Genomic DNA, 21,596 nt, shown 5'->3' with positions numbered 1-21,596 from the left:
TGGTGGTCGTACCACTGTGGACGGTCCGCGCGGCCGAAATGGACCCGGTGGTGTTACCCCCGGAAGGCGACGCAGACCGGGATCGGCGCGTCGGTCGACGACACCTGCCGAAGTCCGCCGGTGGCCCGGTCGACGGCGAACACCGTGACGTCGCCGGAGTTCTGGTTGGCGGCCAGCAGGAACCTCCCGGCCCGGTCGAGCACGATGTGCCGCGGGTACTGCCCGCCCACCGGCGTGGCGCCGACCAGCCGCAACGCCGCGCCGGACCGTTCGACGGCGAACACGGCGACGCTGTCGTGCCCCCGGTTGGAGAGGTAGACGAACCGGCCGTCCGGCGACACCACGACCTCGGCCGGGTAGTTGCGCGGGGTGGTGGGCGCGCCCTCGGGCAGCGTGCTCAGCCTCGGTCCGGGCTTGAGGGCGCCGCGCTCGTAGCTCGCCACCACGATCGTGGAGTCCAGCTCGTTGGCGATGTAGGCGAACCTGCCGTTCGGGTGGAACGCGAGGTGCCGCGGCCCGGCGCCGGGGTGCAGGCGCGCGGTGCCCGCGAGGGTCAGCGTGCCGGCCTCCTCCAGCTTGTAGCTGTAGACCGAGTCGGTGCCCAGGTCGACGGCGAGCACGAACTCGCCGCGCGGGTCGGGCAGCACCTGGTGGGCGTGCGGCCCCTCTTGGCGCTCGGGGTCCGGCCCGGAGCCCTGGTGCCGCACGAGGTCGGTGCGCTCGCCCAGCCCGCCGTCGGAGCGCACCGGGTGCACGGCGACGCTGCCCGAGCTGTAGTTCGCCGACAGCAGGAACCCCTCGTGCAGGGTGAGGTGGCACGGGTCCGCGCCACCGGTGCTCCGGCTGTTCAGCACCTTGGGCACGCCGTCCGCGCCGACCGCCAGCGCGGTCACCTCGCCGTCGGACCGCTCGTTGACCGCGTAGGCGAACCTGCCCGCGTCGACCACGAACGACGGGTTGACCACGTCCTCCACCACACCGGTCACCCGCAGCCGCCCGGTCGCGGGGTCGAACGCGCCCAGCCCCAACCCCGTGCCGCCACCCGGCCACGTGGTGTAGGTGCCCAGGTAGGCGCGCACCTCTCCGCGCGCTTCGGCCACACCCTCGGTCATCAGCAACCCCGCTCCCACGCCAACCGCCCCCAGGAACCGCCGCCTGTCCACAGCCACACCGAACCTCCGCTCGCCCGCCCGCGGCGGTTCCACAGTGGCCCAGACCACTCCGGCAGAGCAAGAGGCGCAATGAAGATTGCGTCTAGCGCAACGGGTCGGCGTCCCGGAGGCGTGCCAACTCGACCTCCGGATCGTACGAGGGCGCGGGCCGCCGGGGGGCGAGGTCCCGAAGCGCCCCGAGGAGCAGGCTCGCCACCGCCCAGTTGCGGTACCACTTGCGGTCCGCCGGCACCGCGTACCAGGGCGCGGCCTCGGAGCACCGGGCCAGCGCGTCCCGGTAGGCCTCCCGGTAGGCGGAGAACTTCGCCCGCGCGGCGAGGTCGGCCGGGTCGTACTTCCACTGCTTGAGCGGGTCCTCCAGGCGGGCGAGGAGCCGTTCCTTCTGCTTCTCGGGCGAGATGTGCAGGAAGCACTTCACGAGGGTCACGCCCTGCTCGACCAGGTCCGCCTCGAACTCGTTGATCAGCGCGTACCGGCGTCGCCACTCGTCCTCGGGCACCAGCCCGTCCACCCGCGCGACGAGCACGTCCTCGTAGTGCGAGCGGTCGAAGACGCCCAGGTAGCCGGGCGGCGGGACCTGGCGGCGGATGCGCCACAGGAAGTCGTGCGACCGCTCCTCGGGGGTGGGCCTGCCGAACGCGGCGACCCGCACGCCGTGCGGGTTGACCAGGCCCAGGACGTGCCGGATCGTGCCGCCCTTGCCCGAGGTGTCCATGCCCTGGAGCACCAGCAGCACGCGGCGCCGGCCGCCGCCGACGCCCTCCGCGAAGAGCGCCTCCTGGAGTTCGTCCAACTCCTCGCCGATGCGCGCGACCTCCCCCGCGGCCTCCTCCTTCGAGCGGGGACCGATCGGGGTGGCGGCCGGGTCGAGTGCCGCGAGGTCCATCGATCCCGGGTTCACCCGGAAGATGTCGGAAACGGACTGGACCTGCGCCGACTTCTTCGCCATCGTCGCAACCTAGCCCGCCCGCCAGGGCGGTGCACCTCATGCAACGAATCGCCGCCGAACGACCGGATTGCGCAACGAACTCGCCGGATGCGCAACGGCTAGCGGCTGAAATCGCTGGCATCGGCCCCTTAGCCTGGTGACATGACCGCCACCTTCCTCCCCGCCACGGAGCAGTTCATCGCGCTCGACGAGGAATGGAGCACCCACAACTACCACCCGCTGCCGGTCGTGATCTCGCACGGCGAGGGCGCGTGGGTGACCGACGTCGAGGGACGCCGCTACCTGGACTTCCTGTCGGGCTACTCGTCGCTGAACTTCGGGCACCGGCACCCCGACCTGGTGGCCGCGGCGGTGGAGCAGCTCGGCCGCGTCACGCTCACCAGCCGCGCGTTCCACCACGACCAGTTCGGCGCGTTCTGCCGCGAGCTGGCCGAGCTGACCGGCACCGACCTGGTGCTCGCGATGAACTCCGGCGCCGAGGCCGTCGAGTCGGCGATCAAGGTGGCCCGCAAGTGGGCGTACCGGGTGAAGGGGGTGCCGGCGGGCGAGGCGGAGATCGTGGTGGCCGGGTCGAACTTCCACGGCCGCACCACGACGATCGTGTCGTTCTCCACCGACGACACCGCCCGCGACGACTTCGGGCCGTTCACGCCGGGCTTCCGCGTCGTGCGGTACGGCTCGCTCGACGACCTGCGCGCCGCGGTCACCGACCGCACCGCCGCCGTGCTGCTGGAGCCCGTGCAGGGCGAGGCGGGCGTGGTCGTGCCGCCCGCCGGCTACCTGCGGGGCGTGCGGGAGCTGTGCGACGAGCGCGGCGTGCTGATGATCGCCGACGAGATCCAGTCCGGGCTGGGCCGCACCGGCGAGCTCTTCGCGCTCGACCACGAGGGCGTGCGCGCCGACCTGTACACGCTGGGCAAGGCGCTCGGCGGCGGCATCCTGCCGGTGTCCGCGGTGGTCGGGTCGCGCGACGTGCTGGGCGTGCTGCGGCCCGGCGAGCACGGTTCGACGTTCGGCGGCAACCCCCTGGCGTGCGCGGTCGGGCGGGCCGTGGTGCGGCTGCTGGCGACCGGCGAGTACCAGCGGCGGTCCCGCGAGCTGGGCGCCCACCTGCACGCGCGGCTCGGCGAGCTGGTCGGGCACGGCGTGGCCGAGGTGCGCGGGCGGGGGCTGTGGGCGGGCGTGGAGATCGCCCCCGGCGGGCCGCGCGGCCGGGAGGCGTCCGAGGCGCTGGCCGGGCTGGGCGTGCTCTGCAAGGAGACCCAGGACACCACCCTGCGCGTCGCGCCGCCGCTGATGATCTCCCACGAGGACCTCGACCGCGGGATCGACGCGATCGGGCAGGTTCTCCGCGCTCGCGGGTAGCTCTCTGCCCGATTTGTACCCGCGAGGCTGATTTCGCAGGTCACAGACGTGTAGAGGTCGGTGTACCCGCCGGCCTCGACGCGCATCATTACCCGCATGGGTGAACGGAAGCGGGCCGAGGCGGCGCAGGCGCTGGGCCGGTGGGTCGAGCCGGAGGAGGTCCTGGCCCGAGGTCGGGAGCTGCGGGCCGCGGTGGGCCACGAGGCGCACCGCGAGGTGCTCCTGGCGCACGACCGGCCGTCCGTGGTCGAGTTCGTCGACGCGTCCAACGAGGGCAGGCTGCCCGAGCTGGTGCCGCTGCGGGTCGGCCGCATGCTCGCCTCGCCGTTCGCGTTCTTCCGGGGCAGCGCGGGCCTGATGGCGGGCGACCTCGTGGCCGGCGCCCGCACGGGGCTGGACGCGCAGCTGTGCGGGGACGCGCACGCGGCGAACTTCGGGCTCTACGGCACGCCCGAGGGCACGATCGTCATGGACGTCAACGACTTCGACGAGACGCTGCCCGGCCCGTGGGAGTGGGACCTCAAGCGGCTGGCGACGTCGCTGGTGCTGGCGGGCCGCGAGGGCGGCGTGTCGGAGAAGGGCTGTCGCGACGCCGCCGAGGACGCCGTCAACGCCTACCGCAGCGCCCTGCGGCGCCTGGCCGCCATGCCGTTCCTGGAGTCGTGGAGCGCCCTGGGCGACGAGTCGGCGCTGTCCAGCACCAAGGCCGACGACCTGCTCGACCACTTCACCAAGGCCGCGTCCAAGGCGCGCAGGAACACCAGCGCCCGGGTCGCCGCGAAGTGGACCCGCCGGGAGGGCGAGCACTGGCGGTTCATCGCGGACCCGCCCGTGCTGACCCGCGTCACGCCGGGCACCGCGCGGGCCGTGGTCGACGCGCTGCCGTCCTACGTGGACACCCTGCGCGAGTCCCGCTACAACCTGATCATGCGCTACGGCGTGTCCGACGTGGCGTTCCGCGTGGTCGGCACGGGCAGCGTCGGCCTGCGCAACTACCTCGTGCTGCTGCACGGCAACGGCGACGAGGCGCTGGTGCTCCAGGCCAAGGAGGCCCGGCCGTCCGCGCTGGCGCCCTTCCTGAACACCGCGCCGGTCAGGCACGAGGGCAAGCGGATCGTGCACGGCGCGCGGCTCGTGCAGGCCGAGACCGACATCCTGCTCGGCTGGACCACCATCGAGGGCAGGCCCTACATCGTGCGGCAGTTCCGCAACCGCAAGGGCGAGATCGACGCGACCACCCTCAAGCGCGAGGACCTGGACGACTACGGCCGGCTGGCGGGCGCGCTGCTGGCCCGCGCGCACAGCCGCTCGCTCGACCCGAGGTTGCTGGCCGGGTACTGCGCGGGCGGCGACGGCCTGGACGACGCCATCGCCCGCTACGCCCTGGACTACGCCGACCGGACGTGCGCCGACCACGAGGAGCTGGTGCGCGCCGTCAAGTCCGGTCGGTTGCCGGCCGAGATCGGGTGACCCCCGCGCCGGGACGACCTCTCACCGGAGTGACTCCCTCGTCGGAGTGCCCGCCGCGCCCGGGAGGGCTAAGTTCGTGCGGGTGGACTGGATCGGAGTGATCAGGCACGGCGAGAGCACCGGCAACGTGGCCCGCGAGGTGGCCGAGTCCGGCGGGCACGAGGTCATCGACATCAGGCAGCGCGACGCGGACGTGCCGCTGTCGGAGGAGGGCGAGCGGCAGGGCCGGGCGCTCGGCCGCTGGTTCGCCGCGATGCCGCGCGAGCAGTGGCCGGACGTGGTGGTGGCCTCGCCCTACCGGCGGGCCGTCGACACCGCGGCGCACGCCCTGCGCGGGCACCCCAGGATGCTCGTCGACGAACGGCTGCGCGACCGCGAACTGGGCGTGCTGGACCTGCTGACCACGCACGGCGTCGCCGCGCGCTACCCCGACGAGGTGGTGCGCAGGCGCAGGCTGGGCAAGTTCTACTACCGGCCGCCGGGCGGCGAGTCGTGGGCGGACGTGGCGCTGCGGCTGCGGTCGCTGCTGCGCGACCTGGACGGCGCGCGGGTGCTGCTGTTCGCGCACGAGATCACCCCGTTCCTGCTGCGCTACCTGCTGGAGTGCGTGCCGGAGCGGGACATGCTGGCGTACGCGCACAACTCCACCGTGCCGAACGGGTCGCTCACCTCGTGGCATCGGGAGGACGGCGCGTGGGTACTGGAGAGGGAGTTCGACGCCGACCACCTGGTCGAGCACGGAGCCGAGCCCACGGAGACCGAGGATGCCACCACCCGATCGGCCTGAACCCATCACGTCCGCGCTGCTGCGGGAGTGGCTTCCCGACCGCGAGGACCACGGCACCGTCCTGGTCGTCGGCGGGTCGCGGCGGGTGCCGGGGGCGGTGCTGCTGAGCGGCATCGCGGCGCTGCGCACCGGCGCGGGCACCCTCCAGCTGGCCACCGCCGACCGGCACGCCTCCGGCCTGGGCCTGGCCGTGCCGGAGGCGATGGTCGTGGGCCTGCCGGAGACCGGCTCGGGGGCGGTGTCGCGGGAGGCCGCCGACGTGCTGGGCGACCTCGTGGGCGACGCCGCGTCGCTGGTCGTCGGGCCCGGCCTGGTCGACCCGGACGAGACGGCGGCCCTGCTGGAGCGCCTGCTGCCGGCCGCGCGGGGGCCGGTGGTGCTCGACGCGTTCGCGCTGGGCGCGCTGGGCACGCACCCCGAGCTGGGCGACCCGGTGCGCGGCCGGATGGTGCTCACGCCGAACACCGTGGAGGCGAAGTACCTGCTGGGCGGCGAGGACGTGGACGACCACGTGAAGGCGGCGGTGGCCATCGCCGACCGGCACGACGCCGTGGTCAACCTGATGGGCGTGGTGGCCGCACCGGACGGCCGGGTGTGGCAGGACGCCACCGGGCACGTCGGACTGGGCACCTCGGGCAGCGGTGACGTGCTCGCGGGCCTGGTCGGCGGCCTGCTGGCGCGCGACGACGACCTGGCCCGCGCGACCTGCTGGGCCGGGCACGTGCACGCCATGGCCGGTCAGCGGCTCGTGCCGCGCACCGGCCTGACCGGGATGCTGGCCCGCGAGCTGCTCGACGAGGTGCCGCACGTCCTGGTGGAGCTGCGCTCCCGCTAGCCCCGGACGGCGCACACCCCGAGAGTCCAACACCCAGGTCGCGAGAGTTCTACGTTCGGGCGCCCCGAGGTCCACGATCGGCTGGTCCCGCCGGTCAGCGAGGGGTCCTGAACGTAGAACTCACGGCTCCCGGGGGTTGGACTCTCGCGACCTGGGGGTTGGACTCCCGGTCAGCGGGTCCTGGCCACGCGGGCTTCGTCCCAGACCGGTTCGTCGACCTCCACCACCTCGCCGTCCGAGCGGAACAGGAGGAAGCGGTCGAAGGTGCGGGCGAACCAGCGGTCGTGGGTGACGGCCACGACGGTGCCCGTGAACTCCTCCAGGGCGTTCTGGAGCGCCTCGGCCGAGTTCAGGTCGAGGTTGTCGGTCGGCTCGTCGAGCAGCAGCAGGGTCGCGCCGGACAGCTCCAGCAGCAGCACCTGGAACCGCGCCTGCTGACCGCCGGACAGCGTCTCGAACCGCTGGTCGCCCTGCTTGCCCAGCCCGTACCGGCTGAGCACGGCCATCGCGGCGCCCCGGTCGAGGCCCTTGCGCCCGCCCTCGCCGTGCCACAGCACGTCGACGAGGGTGCGGCCGATCCACTCCGGGTGCTGGTGGGTCTGCGCGAACAGGCCGGGCACCACGCGCGCGCCCAGCCGGAACACGCCGGTGTGCGCGACGTCGCCGCCGCCGAGCAGTCGCAGGAAGTGGCTCTTGCCCGACCCGTTCGACCCGAGCACGGCCACCCGGTCGGCGAAGAACACCTCGGTGGAGAACGGCTTCATCAGGCCGGTCAGCTCCAGGTCCTCGCACGTGATGGCGCGCACGGCGGTGCGCCCGCCGCGCAGCCGGGGCGCGACCTTCTCGTCCGCGGGCAGCTCGGGCGGCGGCCCGGCCTCCTCGAACCGCTCCAGCTTCGCCTTCTGCACGCGGTACTTCGCGGCCATGACCTCGCTGATCCTCGCCTGCACCTGGAGGGTGCGGACGAGGTCGCGCAGCCGCTCGTGCTCCTCGTCCCACCGGCGGTGCTGCTCGGCGAGGCGGGCGATCCGGGCGGTGCGGGCGGCGTGCCACGTGCCGAACGACCCGGCGTGCGTCCACGCCGAGTGCGCCTCGACGGTCACGACCTGCGTCGCGGCGACGTTCAGCAGCTCCCGGTCGTGGCTGACCAGCAGCACGGCCTTCCCGGCGGACCGCAGCCGCTCCTCCAGCCACCGCTTGCCCGGCACGTCGAGGTAGTTGTCCGGCTCGTCCAGCAGCAGCACCTGCTCGGGGCCGCGCAGCAGCGCCTCCAGCACCAGCCGCTTCTGCTCGCCACCGGAGAGGGTGCGGACCTCGCGGAAGCGCGCGCGGTCGAACGGCACGCCCAGCGCGGCGACCGTCACCGTGTCCCACAGCACCTCGGCGTCGTAGCCGCCGACCTCGCCCCACGCGGTGAGCGCGTCGGCGTAGCGCATCTGGGTGGGCTCGTCGTCGGTCTCCATCATGGCCAGCTCGACGGCGTCCAGTTCGGCGGCGGCGGCCCGCAGCGGCGCCGGGGAGGCCGCCAGCAGCAGGTCGCGCACCAGGGAGGCGTCGCGCACGGAGCCGACGAACTGGGGCATGACCCCGAGGCCGCCCTGCACGCGGACGCTGCCCGCCGTCGGGTCCAGTTCACCGGACAGGATGCGCAGCAGGGTCGTCTTGCCCACGCCGTTCGCGCCCACGAGGGCGACCACGTCGGTGCCGCCCACCTTGAACGACACGTCGCGGAACAGCTCGCGGCCGTCGGGCAGGCGGAAGGCGAGGCCGTTGGCGTCCAGGAATCCCACGACGGCATGGTGGGTGATGGACGGTCCCGGTGGCCAGCCGGTTTCCGGGTTCGGGGTGAAACGGGTCCGGGTCGTGACCGGCCGCGCGCGGGATGAGCGCCGCCGCGGCGGTCAGGACCGGTGTCGGTGTCGGTGTCTGGTGCGCGCTACCGCCAGCTGTAGCCCTTCATGAGCAGCAGCAGCGCGCCGAAGCCGAGCGACGCCAGCGCCGGGCCGAAGGACCCGAGGGTCAGCAGCAGCACGCCCAGGCCGGCGAACACGGCCACGAGGGCGTGGCTGAGCACGGGGTGCCGGGCTTTCCCGGCGACGAGGGCCGTGGCCAGGGCCGGCTCCTCGACCATCAGTCTGGACTCGATCTCGCTGAGGGTGCGGCGTTCCGCTTCGCTCATCACCAGCACCGGATACCCGGCGCGAACCCCGCAAAACCGGCCCCGAACGGAGTCCGCGATCCTCCCCGTTCGGGCTATCGACCCTGGTCAGGGATGGTGATCAACGGGACAGGGCGACGAGCCGCGACACCGCCCGCAGGTACTTCTTCCGGTACCCGCCGCGCAGCATCTCGGCGGTGAACAGCTCGGAGAGCGGCTCACCGGAGACGGCCACCGGGATGTCGCGGTCGTAGAGGCGATCGCCGAGCGCGACGAGGCGCAGCGCGACGGCCTGGTCGGGCGCGGGCCGCACGCCCCGCAGGTGCACGGCGGTGACGCCGTCGACGAGCCGGCCGTAGCTCGACGGGTGGATCTTCGCCAGCGCCGCGCACAGGTCGGCGAAGTCGTCGAGCGTGCTGCCGGGGGTGCCCTCGGACTTGGCGACCAGGTCGTCGTCGCTCATCGGGGGCGGCGCGTCGGGCAGGCCGCGGTGCCGGTAGTCGGGGCCGTCGACCCGGACCACGGTGAACCTCGCCGACATGGACTGGATCTCGCGCAGGAAGTCGGCGGCGGCGAACCGGCCCTCGCCGAGCTTGTCCGGCAGCGTGTTGGACGTGGCGGCGATCGACACGCCCGCCGCGGTCAGCTCCTTGATCAGGCGGGTCACCAGCATCGTGTCGCCCGGGTCGTCCAGCTCGAACTCGTCGATCGCGAGCAGCCGGTGCCCGGACAGCCGGGCGACGGTCTCCGGGAACCCGAGCGCGCCGACGAGGTTGGTCAGCTCGACGAACGTGCCGTACGCCTTGGGGCCGGGCACGGCGTGCCAGATCGAGGCCAGCAGGTGGGTCTTGCCGACGCCGAAACCGCCGTCGAGGTAGAGGCCGGGCTTGGCGTCGTCCGGCTGCGACCGCTTGAACAGCGACCCGAGCCACCCCCGGTCGCCTCCCCCGGAGACCCGTTCGGCGAACTCCCGGCACGCGGTGACGGCCGCGGCCTGGCTGGGCTCGTCGGGGTTGGGGAGGTAGGTGTCGAACCGCACGCCGCCGAACCTCGGCGGCGGGACCATCGCCCCGACCAGCTCGTCCGCCTCGACGTGCGGGGTGCGGTCGGACAGGCGCGGTGGGGCGGACATGCCCGAAGCCTAACGGCGTGCTGGGATGTGGTGGTGCGGATGTTGTGGCCACCACGCGGGGACGGGATCACCGACGCGGACCTGGAGCGGCTCTACGCCTACCCGGACGACCTCGACCGGCCGTTCGTGCAGGTCAACTTCGTGTCCAGCGTGGACGGGGCGGTGTCCGTCGACGGGCGGTCCGGCGGGTTGGGCAACGCCGCCGACAAGAAGGTGTTCGCGCTGGGCCGCGACCTGTGCGACGTGGTGCTGGTGGGCGCCGGGACGGCCCGCGCGGAGGGCTACCGCGGGGTGAGGGCGACGGAGGTACGCGCCGAGCGGCGGTCCCGGCTGGGGCTCTCGCCCGTGCCGCCGATCGCGGTGGTCACCGCGCGGTGCTCGATCGAGCCGTCGTCGCCGCTGGTCGCGGACACCGCCGTGCCGACGATCGTGCTGACCGCCGGGTCCGCGCCCCGGGAACGGCGCGACGCGCTGGCCGACGCGGGCGCGGACGTGGTGGTCGCGGGCGACGGGTCGGTGGACCCGGCGGCGGCGCTGCGGGCGCTGGACGAGCGGGGCCTGCGCCGCGTCGACTGCGAGGGCGGGCCCGGCCTGTTCGGCTCGCTGATCGCGGCGGACCTGGTGGACGTGCTGTGCGTGACGTTCTCGCCGCTGCTCGTCGGCGGCGACGCGGGGCGCATCGCGCACGGCCCGCTGCCGGAGGCGCCCCGGTCGCTGGAGCTGGCGTCGGTGCTGCACGCCGACAGCGCGCTGCTGCTGCGCTACCGCCGCGCGTGACCCGGACCGGGACCGCGCCGGACCCGTCCCCGTCGAACCGTCCCCGTCGAACCGGGTGCGCCGACCGGGTCGGCGGGGCAGGATGACCGCGTGGCGCTCCCGCTGACCCCTCCCGTGCAGCCGATGCTGGCCAACACCGCGGACACGATCCCCACCGGCTCCGACCTGCTGTTCGAGCCCAAGTTCGACGGCTACCGCGTCCTGGTGTTCCGCGACGGGGACGAGGTGTTCCTCCAGTCGCGCAGCGGCAAGCCGCTCAACCGCTACTTCCCCGAGGCGGAGGCGGCGCTGCGGCGCACCCTGCCACCCAGGGTGGTGCTGGACGGCGAGCTGGTCGTCGCCAAGGACGGCAAGCTCGACTTCGACGCGCTGTCCGAGCGCATCCACCCGGCCGCCAGCCGCATCGCCCTGCTGTCCGAGCGGACGCCCGCCGGGTTCGTGGCGTTCGACCTGCTCGCGCTCGGCGACGACGTGCTGCTGGAGGAGCCGACGACCGCGCGCCGGGCACGCCTCGAAGCCCTGGTCACGCCTGGTGACGGGCTGTACCTGACGCCCGCGACGGCCGACGCGTCGCTGGCCGGGCAGTGGTTCGAGCTGTTCGAGGGCGCGGGCCTGGACGGCGTGATCGGCAAGCCCGCCGGCGCGGCGTACGAGCCGGGCAAGCGCGTCATGGTGAAGGTGAAGCACCAGCGCACCGCCGACTGCGTCGTCGCGGGCCTGCGCTGGCACAAGGACACCGAGCCCGGCACCGCCGTCGGCTCGCTGCTGCTGGGCCTGCACGACGAGCGGGGCGTGCTGCACCACGTGGGCGTCGTCGGCTCGTTCAAGGCCGCCGAACGGCGCGAGCTGGCCGAGGAGTTCGCGCCGCTGATCACGTCCGGGGACCACCCGTGGCTGGTGGAGCCGGACGGCCGCCGGCTGCCCGGCGAGATCAACCGGTGGCGCGGCAAGCACGCCGAGTGGGTGCCGCTGCGCCCGGAGCGGGTGCTGGAGATCGCCTACTCGCAGACCGAGGGCGCGGCGCCTGCCCGGCTGCGGCACAACGGCCAGTTCCGCCGCTGGCGACCCGACCGCGACCCCGCCTCGTGCGGCTACGACCAGCTGGAGCAGCCCGCCCGCTACGACGTGGAGTCGGTCCTGCGCGGCGAGGTGCGGCCCGCGTAGCCTGCTCGGTCGTGGGGGACGTGGAGGAGCTGGTCCAGGAACTGGACGACCGGATGCTGCGCGACTGCCGGCGGCTGTCGCTGTGGCGGGTGGTGCACCGCAGCACCGGCATGGCCTACACGGTCGTGCTCATCCTGGTGCCCGCCGTGCTGGCGGTGGGGTTCACCTCGTCGGAGACGGTGCTCGGCAAGGTGCTGCTGCTCGCGGCGGCCGTGGTGGGCGGGCTGAACGTGACGTTCAAGCCGTACCTGCACAGCCGCAAGCGCCGCAACGACGTGAACGCCGTGCGGTTGATGCGCGACGAGTTCCGGGCCGAGGTGGCGGCGGGCGGCGACGTGCTCGCCACGTACCGGCGGTACTCGGCCGCCTACGCGGCGGAGTTCGAGAAGCGCGGCGGCGAGCTGCTCGACGGCACGCTGGGCGTCGAGCAACCGGCACCGCCACCCGGTTCCCCGCCCGAGAGGTCCTGACCGCCGCCCGACACCGCGGCTACCCCTCCGGTCTCGCCGTGCGGGTCGCCCCGACCGAGGCCAGGACGACGCAGAACACCGCGGCCCACTGCGCCGGGTGCAGGGCCTCGTGGAGCACCACCAGACCGGCCAGCGCGGCGACCGCCGGTTCGAGGCTCATCAGGATGCCGAACACGCGCGGCGGGATGCGGCGCAGCGCCTCCAGCTCCAGCGAGTAGGGCACCACCGACGACAGCAGCGCCACCGCGCCACCCACGACCAGCACCGCCGGGTCGAGCAGCGCCGTGCCCGCCTCGGCCACGCCGAACGGCAGCGCGAGCACCGCGCCGAACACCATCGCCAGCGCGAGCCCGCCGCCGTCGGAGGTCCGGCTGCCCAGGGCCGCGGCCATCAGGATGTACCCGGCCCAGCACGCCGCCGCGCACAGCGCGAACAGCACGCCGGGCAGCGCGAGGCCACCGTCCACCCTGGTCAGCAGCAGCACGCCGGCCGCCGCGAGCAGCGCCCACGCGCCGTCCAGCCAGCGCCGGGAGCCGAGCACGGCCACCGCCAGCGGCCCGAGGAACTCGATCGTGACGGCCGCGCCCAGCGGGATGTGCTTGATCGCCTGGTAGAAGGTGAGGTTCATCGCGCCCAGCACCAGGCCGTAGCCGGCGACGACGAGCCACGTCCGGGCGTCCACCCGCAGCGAGGGCCGCCAGATGAGCAGCAGCACCGCCGCGGCCAGCACCAGCCGCAACGTCACCGTGCCCGCGGCCCCGGCGGTGGCGAACAGCTGCTTCGCGACGGCCGCGCCCACCTGCACGCTCACGATGCCGAGCAGGACCAGCGCCGGCGGAGGTATGGCCCCGTACGCCCGGGCCGCCGCCGTGAGCGGGGTGGCCCACCGGCCGTGGCCGCGTTCCGGGAGACCTTCGACGTGCACCATCACCACGGGTACATCCTGCACGCCGGTACCGCCGCGAACCGCACGCCGACCGGCCCCGGTGACCCACGTCTCACCGCTCGTGCCGTGACGGCGCGCACGCTCACCGCCGCGGCTCACCGCCACCGCGCCCAGCCGCCGGCCGCCCCCATTCCGCACGCACCCCGCCGCGCACGCACCCCGCCGCGCACGCACTCCGCCCACGCGCCGCCGCGAACCCGTCGCACGCTGCGCAGAGGTCCCCGCCAGGGGGTCCCCTGCTTTCATTCTGCCGGACATCACCGACACTCCCCGCTCACCGAAGTCTCACCTGGACTGTGTGAGGCTGGGCCAACGCTGTTGGGAGAGAGCGAGGGACCGCTGTGCCGCGTCGGCGTCACGCCGCCTTGATGCTGGTGGCTTTGAGCGCGCTGGCCGCGTGCAGCGCGGGCCCGTCGACCCGTCCGGTGATCGCCGTGCACGGCGACGGCGGCGACCAGCCGCCCGTCGTGGTGCCGTCCGGCCCCCGTGAGGTGCCGCCGCTGGCGGAGGGCGACGAGGTCGGTCTGTCGTGGAGCGGCTGCACGGACTCGATCCTCGACCGGATGGGTGACACGGCCCCCGCCGGCAACCGGGAGTACGAGTGCGCCCAGCTGACCGTGCGGCTGGACGCGCCGAGCCGGCCCGGCCGGGGCAGTCTCGGCCTCGGGTTGCTGCGCGTCGGCACCGGGGGCAGCCCGCTCGTGGTGGTGGGTGACGCGGACGGCGAGCCGGGGAGCCTCAAGGCGGCGCGGTTGGCCGCGTCGCTGCCCGCGGACGTGCTGAGCACCTTCACCCTGATCGGGGTGGACCGGCGCGGCACCGGGCAGTCCGACGGGGTGCAGTGCGTGCCGGACGTCGCGCGCGCCGGGATCGTCGAGTCCGACCCGGCCGAGGAGACGCAGGACGACCTGCTGGAGGCCGTCGGCCGGGCCAGCCAGGAATGCGTGCTCGACCTGGAGAACCGGCTGCCGGCGGTCGACTCGTGGCGCGCCTCCGCCGACCTGGAGCAGCTGCGCGAGGCGTTGGGCGTGCCCCACCTCAACGCGATCGGGGTGGGCGACGGCTCGAAGGTGCTGACCCTGTACGCGAGCCGCTTCCCGGACCGGATCGGCCGGATGGTGTTCGACGGCGCACCGGACCCGACGCTGGACGTGCAGGGCGTGACCGAGGCGCGCGCGGTGGCGGCGGAGGCGGCGTTCGCCGCGTTCCAGGCCGACTGCGCGGTGCGCGGCTGCCCGCTGGGCGCGGCGGCGACGGACCGGTTCAAGGCCCTGCTGGGGACGTTGCGCACCGCCCCGATCCGCGGTGAGGACGTCGACCTGACGCCGGGCACGGCGACGGTGGCCGTGCTGGCGGGCCTCGCGGACCGCCCGCGGTGGCCCGCGCTGGCCGACGCGCTGGTGGCGGCGGAGGGCGGTGACGGAACGAAGCTCACGTCGTTCGTCGAACCGCTGCTGCTGGACTCGGACGACAACCCGCCGTGGCTGGACGCGGGCATCGTCACGGGCTGCAACGACACCACGACGCGCATCCCGCCCGAGCGGGTGGCGGGGTTGACCGAGGACTGGCGCGGCAAGCACCCGCTGTTCGGCGCCTACTTCGCCCGCAAGCTGCTCACCTGCGGCCCGTTCCCGGTGCCGCAGCCGGCGACGGTGCCGAAGCTCGTCGGCGCTCCCCCGATCGTGGTGCTGACGTCGGCGGCCGACCCGGTGACGCCGGCGGCCGGTGGCGAGCGGGCGGCGCAGGCCCTCCCGGCGGGTGTGCTCATCGGGTGGCAGGGCGCCGGGCACGGCGCGCTGGGCAACTCGTCGTGCGCGACGACGGCGGCGCGGGACTTCCTGGTGGACGCGAAGGTCCCGACGTCCGGGACCGTCTGCCCGCCCTGAGCGGGCCCATCCCGGGCCTGCCCGACCCCGGCGCGCTGGGGCGGCCGGGGCCGGGGCTACCGGCGTGGTCTAGCAGCTCGAACAGCAGCCGCAGCCCGGACCCGTGCAGCCGGTGCAGCAACCGCAGCCGTCGAGCCGGACCTGCTCGGCAGTCGTGACCTCTACCGCCATGGTGTGCCTCCCCGTGGTCGAACGCGGACAATCGAACGCGGACATCCGAACCGAACCTAGGTCGACCCCACCGTCCGCCCTACCGCTGGGCGTGGGAAGTCCCTTCACTCGATCGCGGAACGCCAATCATCAAGATGTTGCAATACGTGGTTGTCAGCCCGTGAGCTCGTCCAACGCGCGCTGCGCGGCCTCCAGCTCGGCGCGCAGCTGCTCCACCCGGGCGAGGTGGCGTTCCCGCGCCGCGCTGAGCACGCTCTCCACCGCCTCGTCGACCTCGGCGGGCAGCAGCTTCGCCGCCGCGGCCACCGCCGACGCGGCCACGGGCGCGGCCTTCAGCGTCCGCTTCGCGCCCCACTGCACGTCGACGGTCCACTCGCCCTCGGCCGTGGACACCAGCGTCACGGTCACCTCGGCCGGCTTGGCCTGCTTGCGCGACGCCGACGGCTTGGCGACGGGCTTGACCGCGGCGGCCGCGGGGGGCGCCGCGGCGACCCTGGGCTTCGCGGGCGGGGGCGCGGGCGTGTAGATGTGCTCGACCGGAGCGGGCGCGGCCGGTTCCGGCTCCTTCGCGGGCGGGGACGTCCGCTTGCGCGGCGCGGGCTTCTCCACGGTCAGCTCGGCGGGCGAGAACGACAACTCGTCCTTGTCCCCCGTCGGCCGCACCTGGATGAAGTCGCCCTCGGCGGGCTCGGTGAACGCCACGACCTTCGCCGAGCGCCCCGCTTCCACGCCGACCGCGGCGGAGGTGAACCAGACCTGGGCCGGGCGGCCCGCGGCCAGCTCCCCGCGCAAAAAGTCGATGTCCTCCTCGGACAACGAGTTCTTCGCCTTCGCCATCTCGGTTACCTCCACGACTTGCACAAGACCTGTCGGGGTGAAGCTTGCCCTACGGCACCGACATTCCCGCGAGCCGCCGGTCGTGGAGGCTGCGCGACGTCCCCGCGCGGCGGCGGAACAGGCGGTCGCGGTCGTCGCGGTCCTGGTGGTCGTGGTCGTCCCGCGACGGCGTGCCGGCAGGCAACAGGAAGTCCACAGAGGACGGACGCCGGGCGGTGGGGACACCACCGCCCGGCGCGTCGATCAGATCGGCCGGCCGTTCGTGCCGCAGATGCGGCCGGCGTTCACGCAGTCGCGCACCCGCTGTTGCAGGTCCGGCTGGTTCCACGCGTTCATGAAGTCACCGTGGAAGGTGTACCCCGGCGCGGTGGTCACGTTGACCCCGTTCACCGTCCCGCCGAGCGACAGGCCGCCGCCGTTGACCGGGTAGGTGATCAGGAACTCCAGCCTGGGCAGGACCGTGTTGTGCGTCGACGGGCACGACCCGTTCCAGAACACGACGTGGTCCTTGTGGTTGGCGCTGTCCAGGTCCCGACCGTTCCAGCAGGTCGGGAAGTCCAGGTAGGTCTCCAGCTTCGTGCCCGCCGGGCAGTTCATGAAGTCCCGGCTGGACGGCGACTGCGTGGTGCACGACCACCGCGCGGACGGGTTCTGGTCCGGGCTCGTCGCCCGCGCGTTGCCGACCACGTACCGGAAGTCCGGCGGGTGCGGCACCGCGCGCTGCATGTCGTGGATGCCCTGGTAGTACACCGTGACGCTCTCCGGGGCTACCGGCTGCCCGTTCTTGTAGAGGGTGGGCACCCAGTAGGCGGACAGGTCGATCGCCGGGTCGCAGGTGGTGCTCGCGGCCTTGAGCGAGGTGTAGGTGGACGAGGCGTTGGTCGACCGGTTGCCGAAGAACTCGTGCACGTGCGAGGCACCGGTCCGGTTGGGGTAGATGATGGGGTCGTCGCCGCTCCGGTGGCTGGCGCGGCAGTTGGCGCGGAACTCCGAGGCGGCCTGGATGCCGGGTTGCGCCTCGATGGCCTCCGCTTGCCGCGCGTCGGGCGCGGCGGGGTGGTTGCCGTGGTCGACGTGGTTTTCCTGTGGGCCCGCGCCCGCCGGCTGGTAGCTGACCACCGACCCGATCAGGGCCAGTGCCAGCGCGGCGGACGCGGCTCCGATGACACCTCTCATCCTCGCGTTCATCTCGCAGTCTCCTTTGACTGGCGTGATGCGGCGGCGGGAGTTCTAGGACCCGAAGGTGATCCAGTTGACGTTGACGAAGTCGGCGGGTTGGCCGCTGGTGAACGTCAGGTAGACGTCCTGGCGGCCGGTGAGGCCGGTGATGTTGGCGGGCACGGTGCGCCACGACTGCCAGCCGCCGGTGTTGGCGAGGGCGAAGCTGCCGACGGGGGCGGCGGTGGGGCTGCCGATGCGGACCTCGACGAGGCCGCTGACGCCGCCGCCGGCGCCGCTGGCGACCCGGGCGGTGAACTGGCGGCCGGTGCGGCTGCCGAAGTCGACGCCCCGGTACAGCGCCCAGTCGCCGTTGCGGATGGCCGCGATGTTCTGCCCGCCGCCGGTGTCGGTGGTGGTCTCCTTGATCAGGCCGTTGTGCTGGTCGTAGGACTCGGCCTGGATGGTGGAGAACGCGTCTCGGCTGGTCGGCGGCGGCGTGGTCGTCGTCGTGGTCGTGGTCGTGGTGGTCGTGGACGTGGTCGTGGTGGTCGTCGGGGTGACGCCGCCGGTACCCGAGTCGACGCCGCTGCCCGCCGGGCCGCGCCACGCCGTGGACGACGCCGGGACGCTCAGCGTCTGGCCGTCGGAGAACGTGACGGTGGCCGCCGCGGCTCCCGGGTTGTAGGCGACGTAGGTGCGGGCGCCGTTCTTGCTCAGCACGGCGTGCGTGGGCACGTTCGCCGTCACCGAGGTGTCGGGCGTGCCGTAGGTGTTGAGCGAGGTGAGCCAGTGGTAGGCGTGTGCCCGGGAGTCACCGCTCTCCGGCTCCAGGCCCGAGCCGTACTGGGCGAGTGCCTGCGCCGGGTCGGCCAGCGCCAGGAACTGGGTGATGACGTCCTTCCACTCGACCTCGGTGCCGCCGTTGTTGGCCCGCAGCTCGTTGATGTTCTGGAGGATGTCGGCCTTGTAGTCGGCGTGGTAGAGCGAGCCGCCGGTGATCGGCAGCATGTTGATGCCGTGGATCTCCTCCGGGTTGGCGGTCCACCACGTGCTGTAGCTGGCGCCCGCGCCCCACACCATGCCGACGGTGCCGTGCTGGAAGTTCGGCGGGAACACCGCGTCGTCCTTGTCGAACCAGTACTGGGCGATCGTGCTCTCCTGCGTGGTGTGCAGGTAGATGCCCATGTCGCGCATCGCGGTGTCGCCGGTCGCCTGGCCGAGCAGCACGGCGGCGGTGGCGAACATCATGCCCTCGGAGGAGGACTCCTCGTTGTTGCCGTGCGCGAAGCCCGCGTGGCCGGACGCCCAGCCGTGACCCGCGTAGGCGTCGAAGTTGCGCAGGAACGGGAAGCGCGTCTCGCCGCGGTCGTAGTTGTTGGCGTCCTTCACCAGCAGCTTGAGCATGCCGCCGTAGCGGGCATCGGACGCCCACGTCGGGTCGTGCTGGGCGACGATCGCCGCGGCCAGCGCGTAGTAGCCGTAGTGGAAGTGGTGGTCGTTCAGCTCGGCGTCGGTGCCGTAGCCCGCCGGGTAGCCGATCAGCGTGCCCCACGCCGAGTCGTAGGCGAAGTGCCGGCCGGCCTCGCCCGACGACGCGGTGAGCCAGTCGGTGAGCCGGTCGCGCACCAGGGTGATGAGCCGGTCGCGGCCCGCCGTGTAGTTGATCTGGTTCGCGACGCGGACCAGCGCGGCGAGCCGCCACAGCGCCTTGCCCGTCCAGTACGTGTCGTTCGCGCCCTTCCACGGGTCGGCCGCGTTCAGCTCCTGGTCGATCTCCGCGCGCAGGCGGTTCTGGTCGGCTGCCGACGACAGGGGCAGGGCCGGCAGGACGCCGTTGAAGGTGCTGCGCGTGGTGAACGACGCGCCCTCGCGCAACCGCATCTCGCCGCGCGGCGAGGCGTAGCGGTAGGCGGTGGTCGTGTCGGTGGAGTTGAGCCACTGGTGCCGGTACAGCGCCTGGAGCGTGCCGGTCTGCGTCCCTTGGCGGGGGGTCGTCGTCGCCGTGTACGTGGCGACGAGCTGCGCGTTGGCCGCGTTGTAGGTCCAGGAGACCTTCGTGTCGGTGACGAACGAGAACGCGTACTTCTGGAACAGGCCCAGCGCGTCGCGCGACGGCAGGACGGCGACCGAGAAGAACGCCGCGTTCGACGTCGCCTCGGCGGTGCCCACGACGTTCCAGCTGCTCGGCGAGAACAGGGCGTAGTCGCGGCCGTTGACCGAGACGCCGAGCGTGCTGCCGGTGTTGCTCCAGATCGTCGTGGAGCCGTTGAACCCGACGCGCGCCGCGCCGCCGGTGGCCTCCGCGTAGACGTAGGGCGAGCCGTGGCCGATGGTCGTGCGCAGGGTGCGCGCCCCGTCGGTCCACAGAGGACTCACGGTCCAGTCGGACCAGCCGTCGACCTGGGTGCGCGGCGCGTTGAGGCCGCTGACGCCCACGAACAGGTCGTCCTGGTGCATGAACTCGTAGAAGCGCCCGTCGGGCGTGATGTTCGGGCTCGTCGGGTAGCCGACGCCCAGGCCCTGGCCCGCCGCGTGGAACGTGAACGGGTGGGCGTACATGTTCTCGGAGTACGGGTTGCCGGGGTAGCGCTGGAAGGCCAGCGACGACCACCAGTCGTTGGTCGGGACCGGCTTGCCGGCCATCCGGGAGGTGACCTTGGGCGTCAGGGGTGCGCCGTTCTGGTCTGACGGGCCGACGGTGCCGGCCGGCCGGGTGGCGGCGTAACTCCCGGCTCCGACCGTGACGGCGTTGGCCGTCCCGGGCAGGGCGAGGGGTATCGCGGCAACCGCGGCCACGGCGACCACGGCGGTCGCCACATGGGGGCGGATCGAACGCACAGGGACCTCCAGCAGGGACTCACAGCAGTGTGAGAGCGCTCTCACGGAGACGGTAAACCGGACATCGCCCGGATGTCTACAGGTGAGGGCTTCTGACCCTGTCAAGAAGCGCCGAAGACGGCTACGCGCCGTCCTCGACGCGCAGGTGGTACTCGCAGCCGTACTCGACGGCGTACTGGAGATCGTAGTGGTGCACGATCTTGGGACCGCTGTGCAGGTGGACGTGGGTGACGGTCGGCCTGGGCGCCTCGGGCGCCCGCGCGTGCGAGTCGACCCTCCCGTCGAGGGGACCGCCGACGAACCGCACCACGTACGTCTGGGTCATCGCCTGCTCCCTCTCTTCGGCGTCGGCCCCCATGGTACGAGCAGCCCAGCGGGTTCGCGGCCGGTCCGGGACCCGGACCAACCGGTTGCACTAGTGGAACAACGGCACGGGCGGTCGACCCGATCTGCGGCGGCACTTCTCACAAGTACCGGGTTCGCTCGGTCGGGCGAACGAATTGCGACTCGCCCCATGTACTTCCTGAATATTCCAATGCGATCGGCAGGATTGAGCTTCGCGCGTTTCCCTGGTTCGGTGCGGAACACCGGCGGAAGGAGCTGCGATGCTCACGGGATTCGTCTCGTTCCTCGACGACCGCCTGGCCGATCGCGGTGTCCGCGGCCTGCTCGACAGCGCCCTGGGCATTCTGGCCTTCGGCGGTGTGCTCGGCGCGGCAATCGGTTCCACCGGCGTGAAGGCGGCTGGTCTGACCACAACCGCGCTGTACGTCCTCGGCATTCTCGTGATCTTGGCGCGTCGACACGTGACATTGCGCCGGCAGGTGCAAGAGCACGAGGCGCTACTCGCGCGGTACCCGGACCTCATCCACGAGAAGTACGGGCCGCTGTGGCGCATCGACCGCTGGGAAGAAGAACTCGACATCGCCCAGAACGGCGACACCACCGGCAGCATCACCGTTCACGCGGTGGCCCAGGAGGAAGAATTGTGGTTCGTCCGCCTGCGCATCGGCCCGAGGTGGGACCAACCGATCCGGATGCGGCGAAAAGTGCGCGTCCGCGTCGGCAGCGTCGAGACCGACGGCGTCGGGGGCACCCGGTACCGGCACACGTCCACGTGGCTCCCCGACGGCAGGTTGGACATCGTCGTCCACTTCACGCACCCCCCGCTCCGCAGAGGCGACGGGGTGGGGCTCCGCCTGGACGTCGACTGGCCCGGCAAGGCGGCCCCGCTGATGCGCTTCGGCGAGCCGGACGAGTTCATCATGCGCATGGTGAACCCCTTGGTCTACGCCGGTTACCGCGTGGTCCTCCCCGCCGGGCTCAGGGCTCGGTGCGACCCGATCGGGCTGCACGGCGGCGTCGACCGGTTCACCCTGACGACGTCCACCGCCGGCGGCGGCCGGCCGGTGGTCCACCTCCAGGCGCACGACATCCCCGCCGACCGCCGGTTCGGCATGCGCCTCGACCTGAAGTGA

20 protein-coding genes are annotated in these 21,596 nt (G+C 73.1%); 9 read left to right on the top strand and 11 right to left on the bottom strand.

The window, feature by feature from the left end:
- Positions 1–53: 53 nt before the first annotated feature.
- Both J2S66_RS00500 and J2S66_RS00495 read right to left on the bottom strand, forming a co-directional pair.
- Positions 54–1,112, bottom strand: coding sequence for a lactonase family protein (locus J2S66_RS00500; RefSeq protein WP_310302239.1), 1,059 nt, complete (start codon positions 1,110–1,112; stop codon positions 54–56).
- 142 nt (positions 1,113–1,254) lie between these two features.
- On the bottom strand, positions 1,255–2,121 hold the full coding sequence (locus J2S66_RS00495; protein WP_310302236.1) for a PPK2 family polyphosphate kinase: 867 nt from the start codon (positions 2,119–2,121) through the stop codon (positions 1,255–1,257).
- 141 nt (positions 2,122–2,262) lie between these two features.
- Between J2S66_RS00495 and rocD the strand changes: the two genes are divergently transcribed.
- The 4 genes from rocD to J2S66_RS00475 all read left to right on the top strand — a co-directional run bounded on the left by rocD (position 2,263) and on the right by J2S66_RS00475 (position 6,578).
- Positions 2,263–3,486 carry an ornithine--oxo-acid transaminase gene (gene rocD / locus J2S66_RS00490; protein WP_310302233.1) on the top strand — a complete coding sequence of 408 codons (1,224 nt, stop codon included), beginning with the start codon at positions 2,263–2,265 and terminating at the stop codon, positions 3,484–3,486.
- Between the two features lie 96 nt (positions 3,487–3,582).
- Positions 3,583–4,956: a DUF2252 domain-containing protein gene (locus tag J2S66_RS00485; protein WP_310302230.1), complete on the top strand. Its 1,374-nt coding sequence runs from the start codon at positions 3,583–3,585 to the stop codon at positions 4,954–4,956.
- 82 nt (positions 4,957–5,038) lie between these two features.
- Complete coding sequence (locus J2S66_RS00480) at positions 5,039–5,743, top strand: histidine phosphatase family protein (RefSeq protein ID WP_310302227.1); 705 nt, start codon at positions 5,039–5,041, stop codon at positions 5,741–5,743.
- On the top strand, positions 5,721–6,578 hold the full coding sequence (locus J2S66_RS00475; protein ID WP_310302223.1) for an NAD(P)H-hydrate dehydratase: 858 nt from the start codon (positions 5,721–5,723) through the stop codon (positions 6,576–6,578). The genes J2S66_RS00480 and J2S66_RS00475 overlap by 23 nt, the downstream gene beginning before the upstream one ends.
- A 170-nt stretch (positions 6,579–6,748) precedes the next feature.
- Here the strand turns inward: J2S66_RS00475 and J2S66_RS00470 are convergent, their stop codons facing one another.
- The 3 genes from J2S66_RS00470 to zapE all read right to left on the bottom strand — a co-directional run bounded on the left by J2S66_RS00470 (position 6,749) and on the right by zapE (position 9,868).
- Positions 6,749–8,368, bottom strand: a complete 1,620-nt coding sequence (locus tag J2S66_RS00470; protein WP_306750275.1) for an ABC-F family ATP-binding cassette domain-containing protein — start codon at positions 8,366–8,368, stop codon at positions 6,749–6,751.
- Between the two features lie 146 nt (positions 8,369–8,514).
- A complete protein-coding gene (locus tag J2S66_RS00465; protein ID WP_306750276.1) occupies positions 8,515–8,757 on the bottom strand; it encodes a DUF3040 domain-containing protein in 243 nt (80 codons plus the stop codon).
- 100 nt (positions 8,758–8,857) lie between these two features.
- Positions 8,858–9,868 carry a cell division protein ZapE gene (gene zapE, locus J2S66_RS00460; protein ID WP_310302219.1) on the bottom strand — a complete coding sequence of 337 codons (1,011 nt, stop codon included), beginning with the start codon at positions 9,866–9,868 and terminating at the stop codon, positions 8,858–8,860.
- A gap of 39 nt (positions 9,869–9,907) precedes the next feature.
- Here zapE and J2S66_RS00455 point away from each other — a divergent pair, with 39 nt between their 5' ends.
- The 3 genes from J2S66_RS00455 to J2S66_RS00445 all read left to right on the top strand — a co-directional run bounded on the left by J2S66_RS00455 (position 9,908) and on the right by J2S66_RS00445 (position 12,279).
- Positions 9,908–10,645 carry a pyrimidine reductase family protein gene (locus tag J2S66_RS00455; protein ID WP_310302216.1) on the top strand — a complete coding sequence of 246 codons (738 nt, stop codon included), beginning with the start codon at positions 9,908–9,910 and terminating at the stop codon, positions 10,643–10,645.
- Between the two features lie 90 nt (positions 10,646–10,735).
- Positions 10,736–11,809: an ATP-dependent DNA ligase gene (locus J2S66_RS00450; RefSeq protein WP_310302213.1), complete on the top strand. Its 1,074-nt coding sequence runs from the start codon at positions 10,736–10,738 to the stop codon at positions 11,807–11,809.
- Positions 11,810–11,820: 11 nt separating this feature from the next.
- A complete protein-coding gene (locus tag J2S66_RS00445; protein WP_310302207.1) occupies positions 11,821–12,279 on the top strand; it encodes a hypothetical protein in 459 nt (152 codons plus the stop codon).
- 19 nt (positions 12,280–12,298) lie between these two features.
- Here J2S66_RS00445 and J2S66_RS00440 read toward each other — a convergent pair whose 3' ends face one another.
- Positions 12,299–13,207, bottom strand: a complete 909-nt coding sequence (locus tag J2S66_RS00440; protein WP_310314585.1) for an EamA family transporter — start codon at positions 13,205–13,207, stop codon at positions 12,299–12,301.
- Positions 13,208–13,593: 386 nt separating this feature from the next.
- On the opposite strand from J2S66_RS00440, the gene J2S66_RS00435 reads away from it, so the two are divergent.
- Positions 13,594–15,111, top strand: coding sequence for an alpha/beta hydrolase (locus J2S66_RS00435; protein ID WP_310302204.1), 1,518 nt, complete (start codon positions 13,594–13,596; stop codon positions 15,109–15,111).
- 324 nt (positions 15,112–15,435) lie between these two features.
- On the opposite strand, the gene J2S66_RS00430 is transcribed toward J2S66_RS00435, so the two are convergent.
- From J2S66_RS00430 to J2S66_RS00410, 5 genes are all read right to left on the bottom strand, one after another.
- Positions 15,436–16,119, bottom strand: a complete 684-nt coding sequence (locus J2S66_RS00430) for a DUF6319 family protein (RefSeq protein ID WP_310302201.1) — start codon at positions 16,117–16,119, stop codon at positions 15,436–15,438.
- Between the two features lie 49 nt (positions 16,120–16,168).
- Entirely contained in the window at positions 16,169–16,315 is a 147-nt protein-coding gene (locus J2S66_RS00425; protein ID WP_310302198.1) for a hypothetical protein, read from the bottom strand.
- A gap of 47 nt (positions 16,316–16,362) precedes the next feature.
- Positions 16,363–17,307: a DUF1996 domain-containing protein gene (locus tag J2S66_RS00420; RefSeq protein ID WP_310302195.1), complete on the bottom strand. Its 945-nt coding sequence runs from the start codon at positions 17,305–17,307 to the stop codon at positions 16,363–16,365.
- A gap of 42 nt (positions 17,308–17,349) precedes the next feature.
- Complete coding sequence (locus J2S66_RS00415; protein WP_310302190.1) at positions 17,350–20,118, bottom strand: glycosyl hydrolase; 2,769 nt, start codon at positions 20,116–20,118, stop codon at positions 17,350–17,352.
- A gap of 121 nt (positions 20,119–20,239) precedes the next feature.
- Positions 20,240–20,443, bottom strand: coding sequence for a DUF8847 domain-containing protein (locus J2S66_RS00410; protein ID WP_310302188.1), 204 nt, complete (start codon positions 20,441–20,443; stop codon positions 20,240–20,242).
- 280 nt (positions 20,444–20,723) lie between these two features.
- Here J2S66_RS00410 and J2S66_RS00405 point away from each other — a divergent pair, with 280 nt between their 5' ends.
- Complete coding sequence (locus tag J2S66_RS00405) at positions 20,724–21,596, top strand: hypothetical protein (protein WP_310302185.1); 873 nt, start codon at positions 20,724–20,726, stop codon at positions 21,594–21,596.

This window comes from Saccharothrix longispora (genome assembly GCF_031455225.1).
Taxonomy (GTDB): domain Bacteria; phylum Actinomycetota; class Actinomycetes; order Mycobacteriales; family Pseudonocardiaceae; genus Actinosynnema; species Actinosynnema longispora.
Note: the sequence above shows the minus strand (reverse complement) of the source record. Positions and strands in the feature narration are given on the sequence as shown.

What these genes read in the sequence shown, in the direction of transcription:
- J2S66_RS00500 (WP_310302239.1), bottom strand. Translation starts at nt 1,112, where the DNA reads ATGACCGAGGGTGTGGCCGAAGCGCGCGGAGAGGTGCGCGCCTACCTG.
- J2S66_RS00495 (WP_310302236.1), bottom strand. Translation starts at nt 2,121, where the DNA reads ATGGCGAAGAAGTCGGCGCAGGTCCAGTCCGTTTCCGACATCTTCCGG.
- rocD (WP_310302233.1), top strand. Translation starts at nt 2,263, where the DNA reads ATGACCGCCACCTTCCTCCCCGCCACGGAGCAGTTCATCGCGCTCGAC.
- J2S66_RS00485 (WP_310302230.1), top strand. Translation starts at nt 3,583, where the DNA reads ATGGGTGAACGGAAGCGGGCCGAGGCGGCGCAGGCGCTGGGCCGGTGG.
- J2S66_RS00475 (WP_310302223.1), top strand. Translation starts at nt 5,721, where the DNA reads ATGCCACCACCCGATCGGCCTGAACCCATCACGTCCGCGCTGCTGCGG.
- J2S66_RS00465 (WP_306750276.1), bottom strand. Translation starts at nt 8,757, where the DNA reads ATGAGCGAAGCGGAACGCCGCACCCTCAGCGAGATCGAGTCCAGACTG.
- zapE (WP_310302219.1), bottom strand. Translation starts at nt 9,868, where the DNA reads ATGTCCGCCCCACCGCGCCTGTCCGACCGCACCCCGCACGTCGAGGCG.
- J2S66_RS00455 (WP_310302216.1), top strand. Translation starts at nt 9,908, where the DNA reads ATGTTGTGGCCACCACGCGGGGACGGGATCACCGACGCGGACCTGGAG.
- J2S66_RS00440 (WP_310314585.1), bottom strand. Translation starts at nt 13,207, where the DNA reads ATGGTGCACGTCGAAGGTCTCCCGGAACGCGGCCACGGCCGGTGGGCC.
- J2S66_RS00435 (WP_310302204.1), top strand. Translation starts at nt 13,594, where the DNA reads ATGCTGGTGGCTTTGAGCGCGCTGGCCGCGTGCAGCGCGGGCCCGTCG.
- J2S66_RS00430 (WP_310302201.1), bottom strand. Translation starts at nt 16,119, where the DNA reads ATGGCGAAGGCGAAGAACTCGTTGTCCGAGGAGGACATCGACTTTTTG.
- J2S66_RS00420 (WP_310302195.1), bottom strand. Translation starts at nt 17,307, where the DNA reads ATGAACGCGAGGATGAGAGGTGTCATCGGAGCCGCGTCCGCCGCGCTG.
- J2S66_RS00410 (WP_310302188.1), bottom strand. Translation starts at nt 20,443, where the DNA reads ATGACCCAGACGTACGTGGTGCGGTTCGTCGGCGGTCCCCTCGACGGG.
- J2S66_RS00405 (WP_310302185.1), top strand. Translation starts at nt 20,724, where the DNA reads ATGCTCACGGGATTCGTCTCGTTCCTCGACGACCGCCTGGCCGATCGC.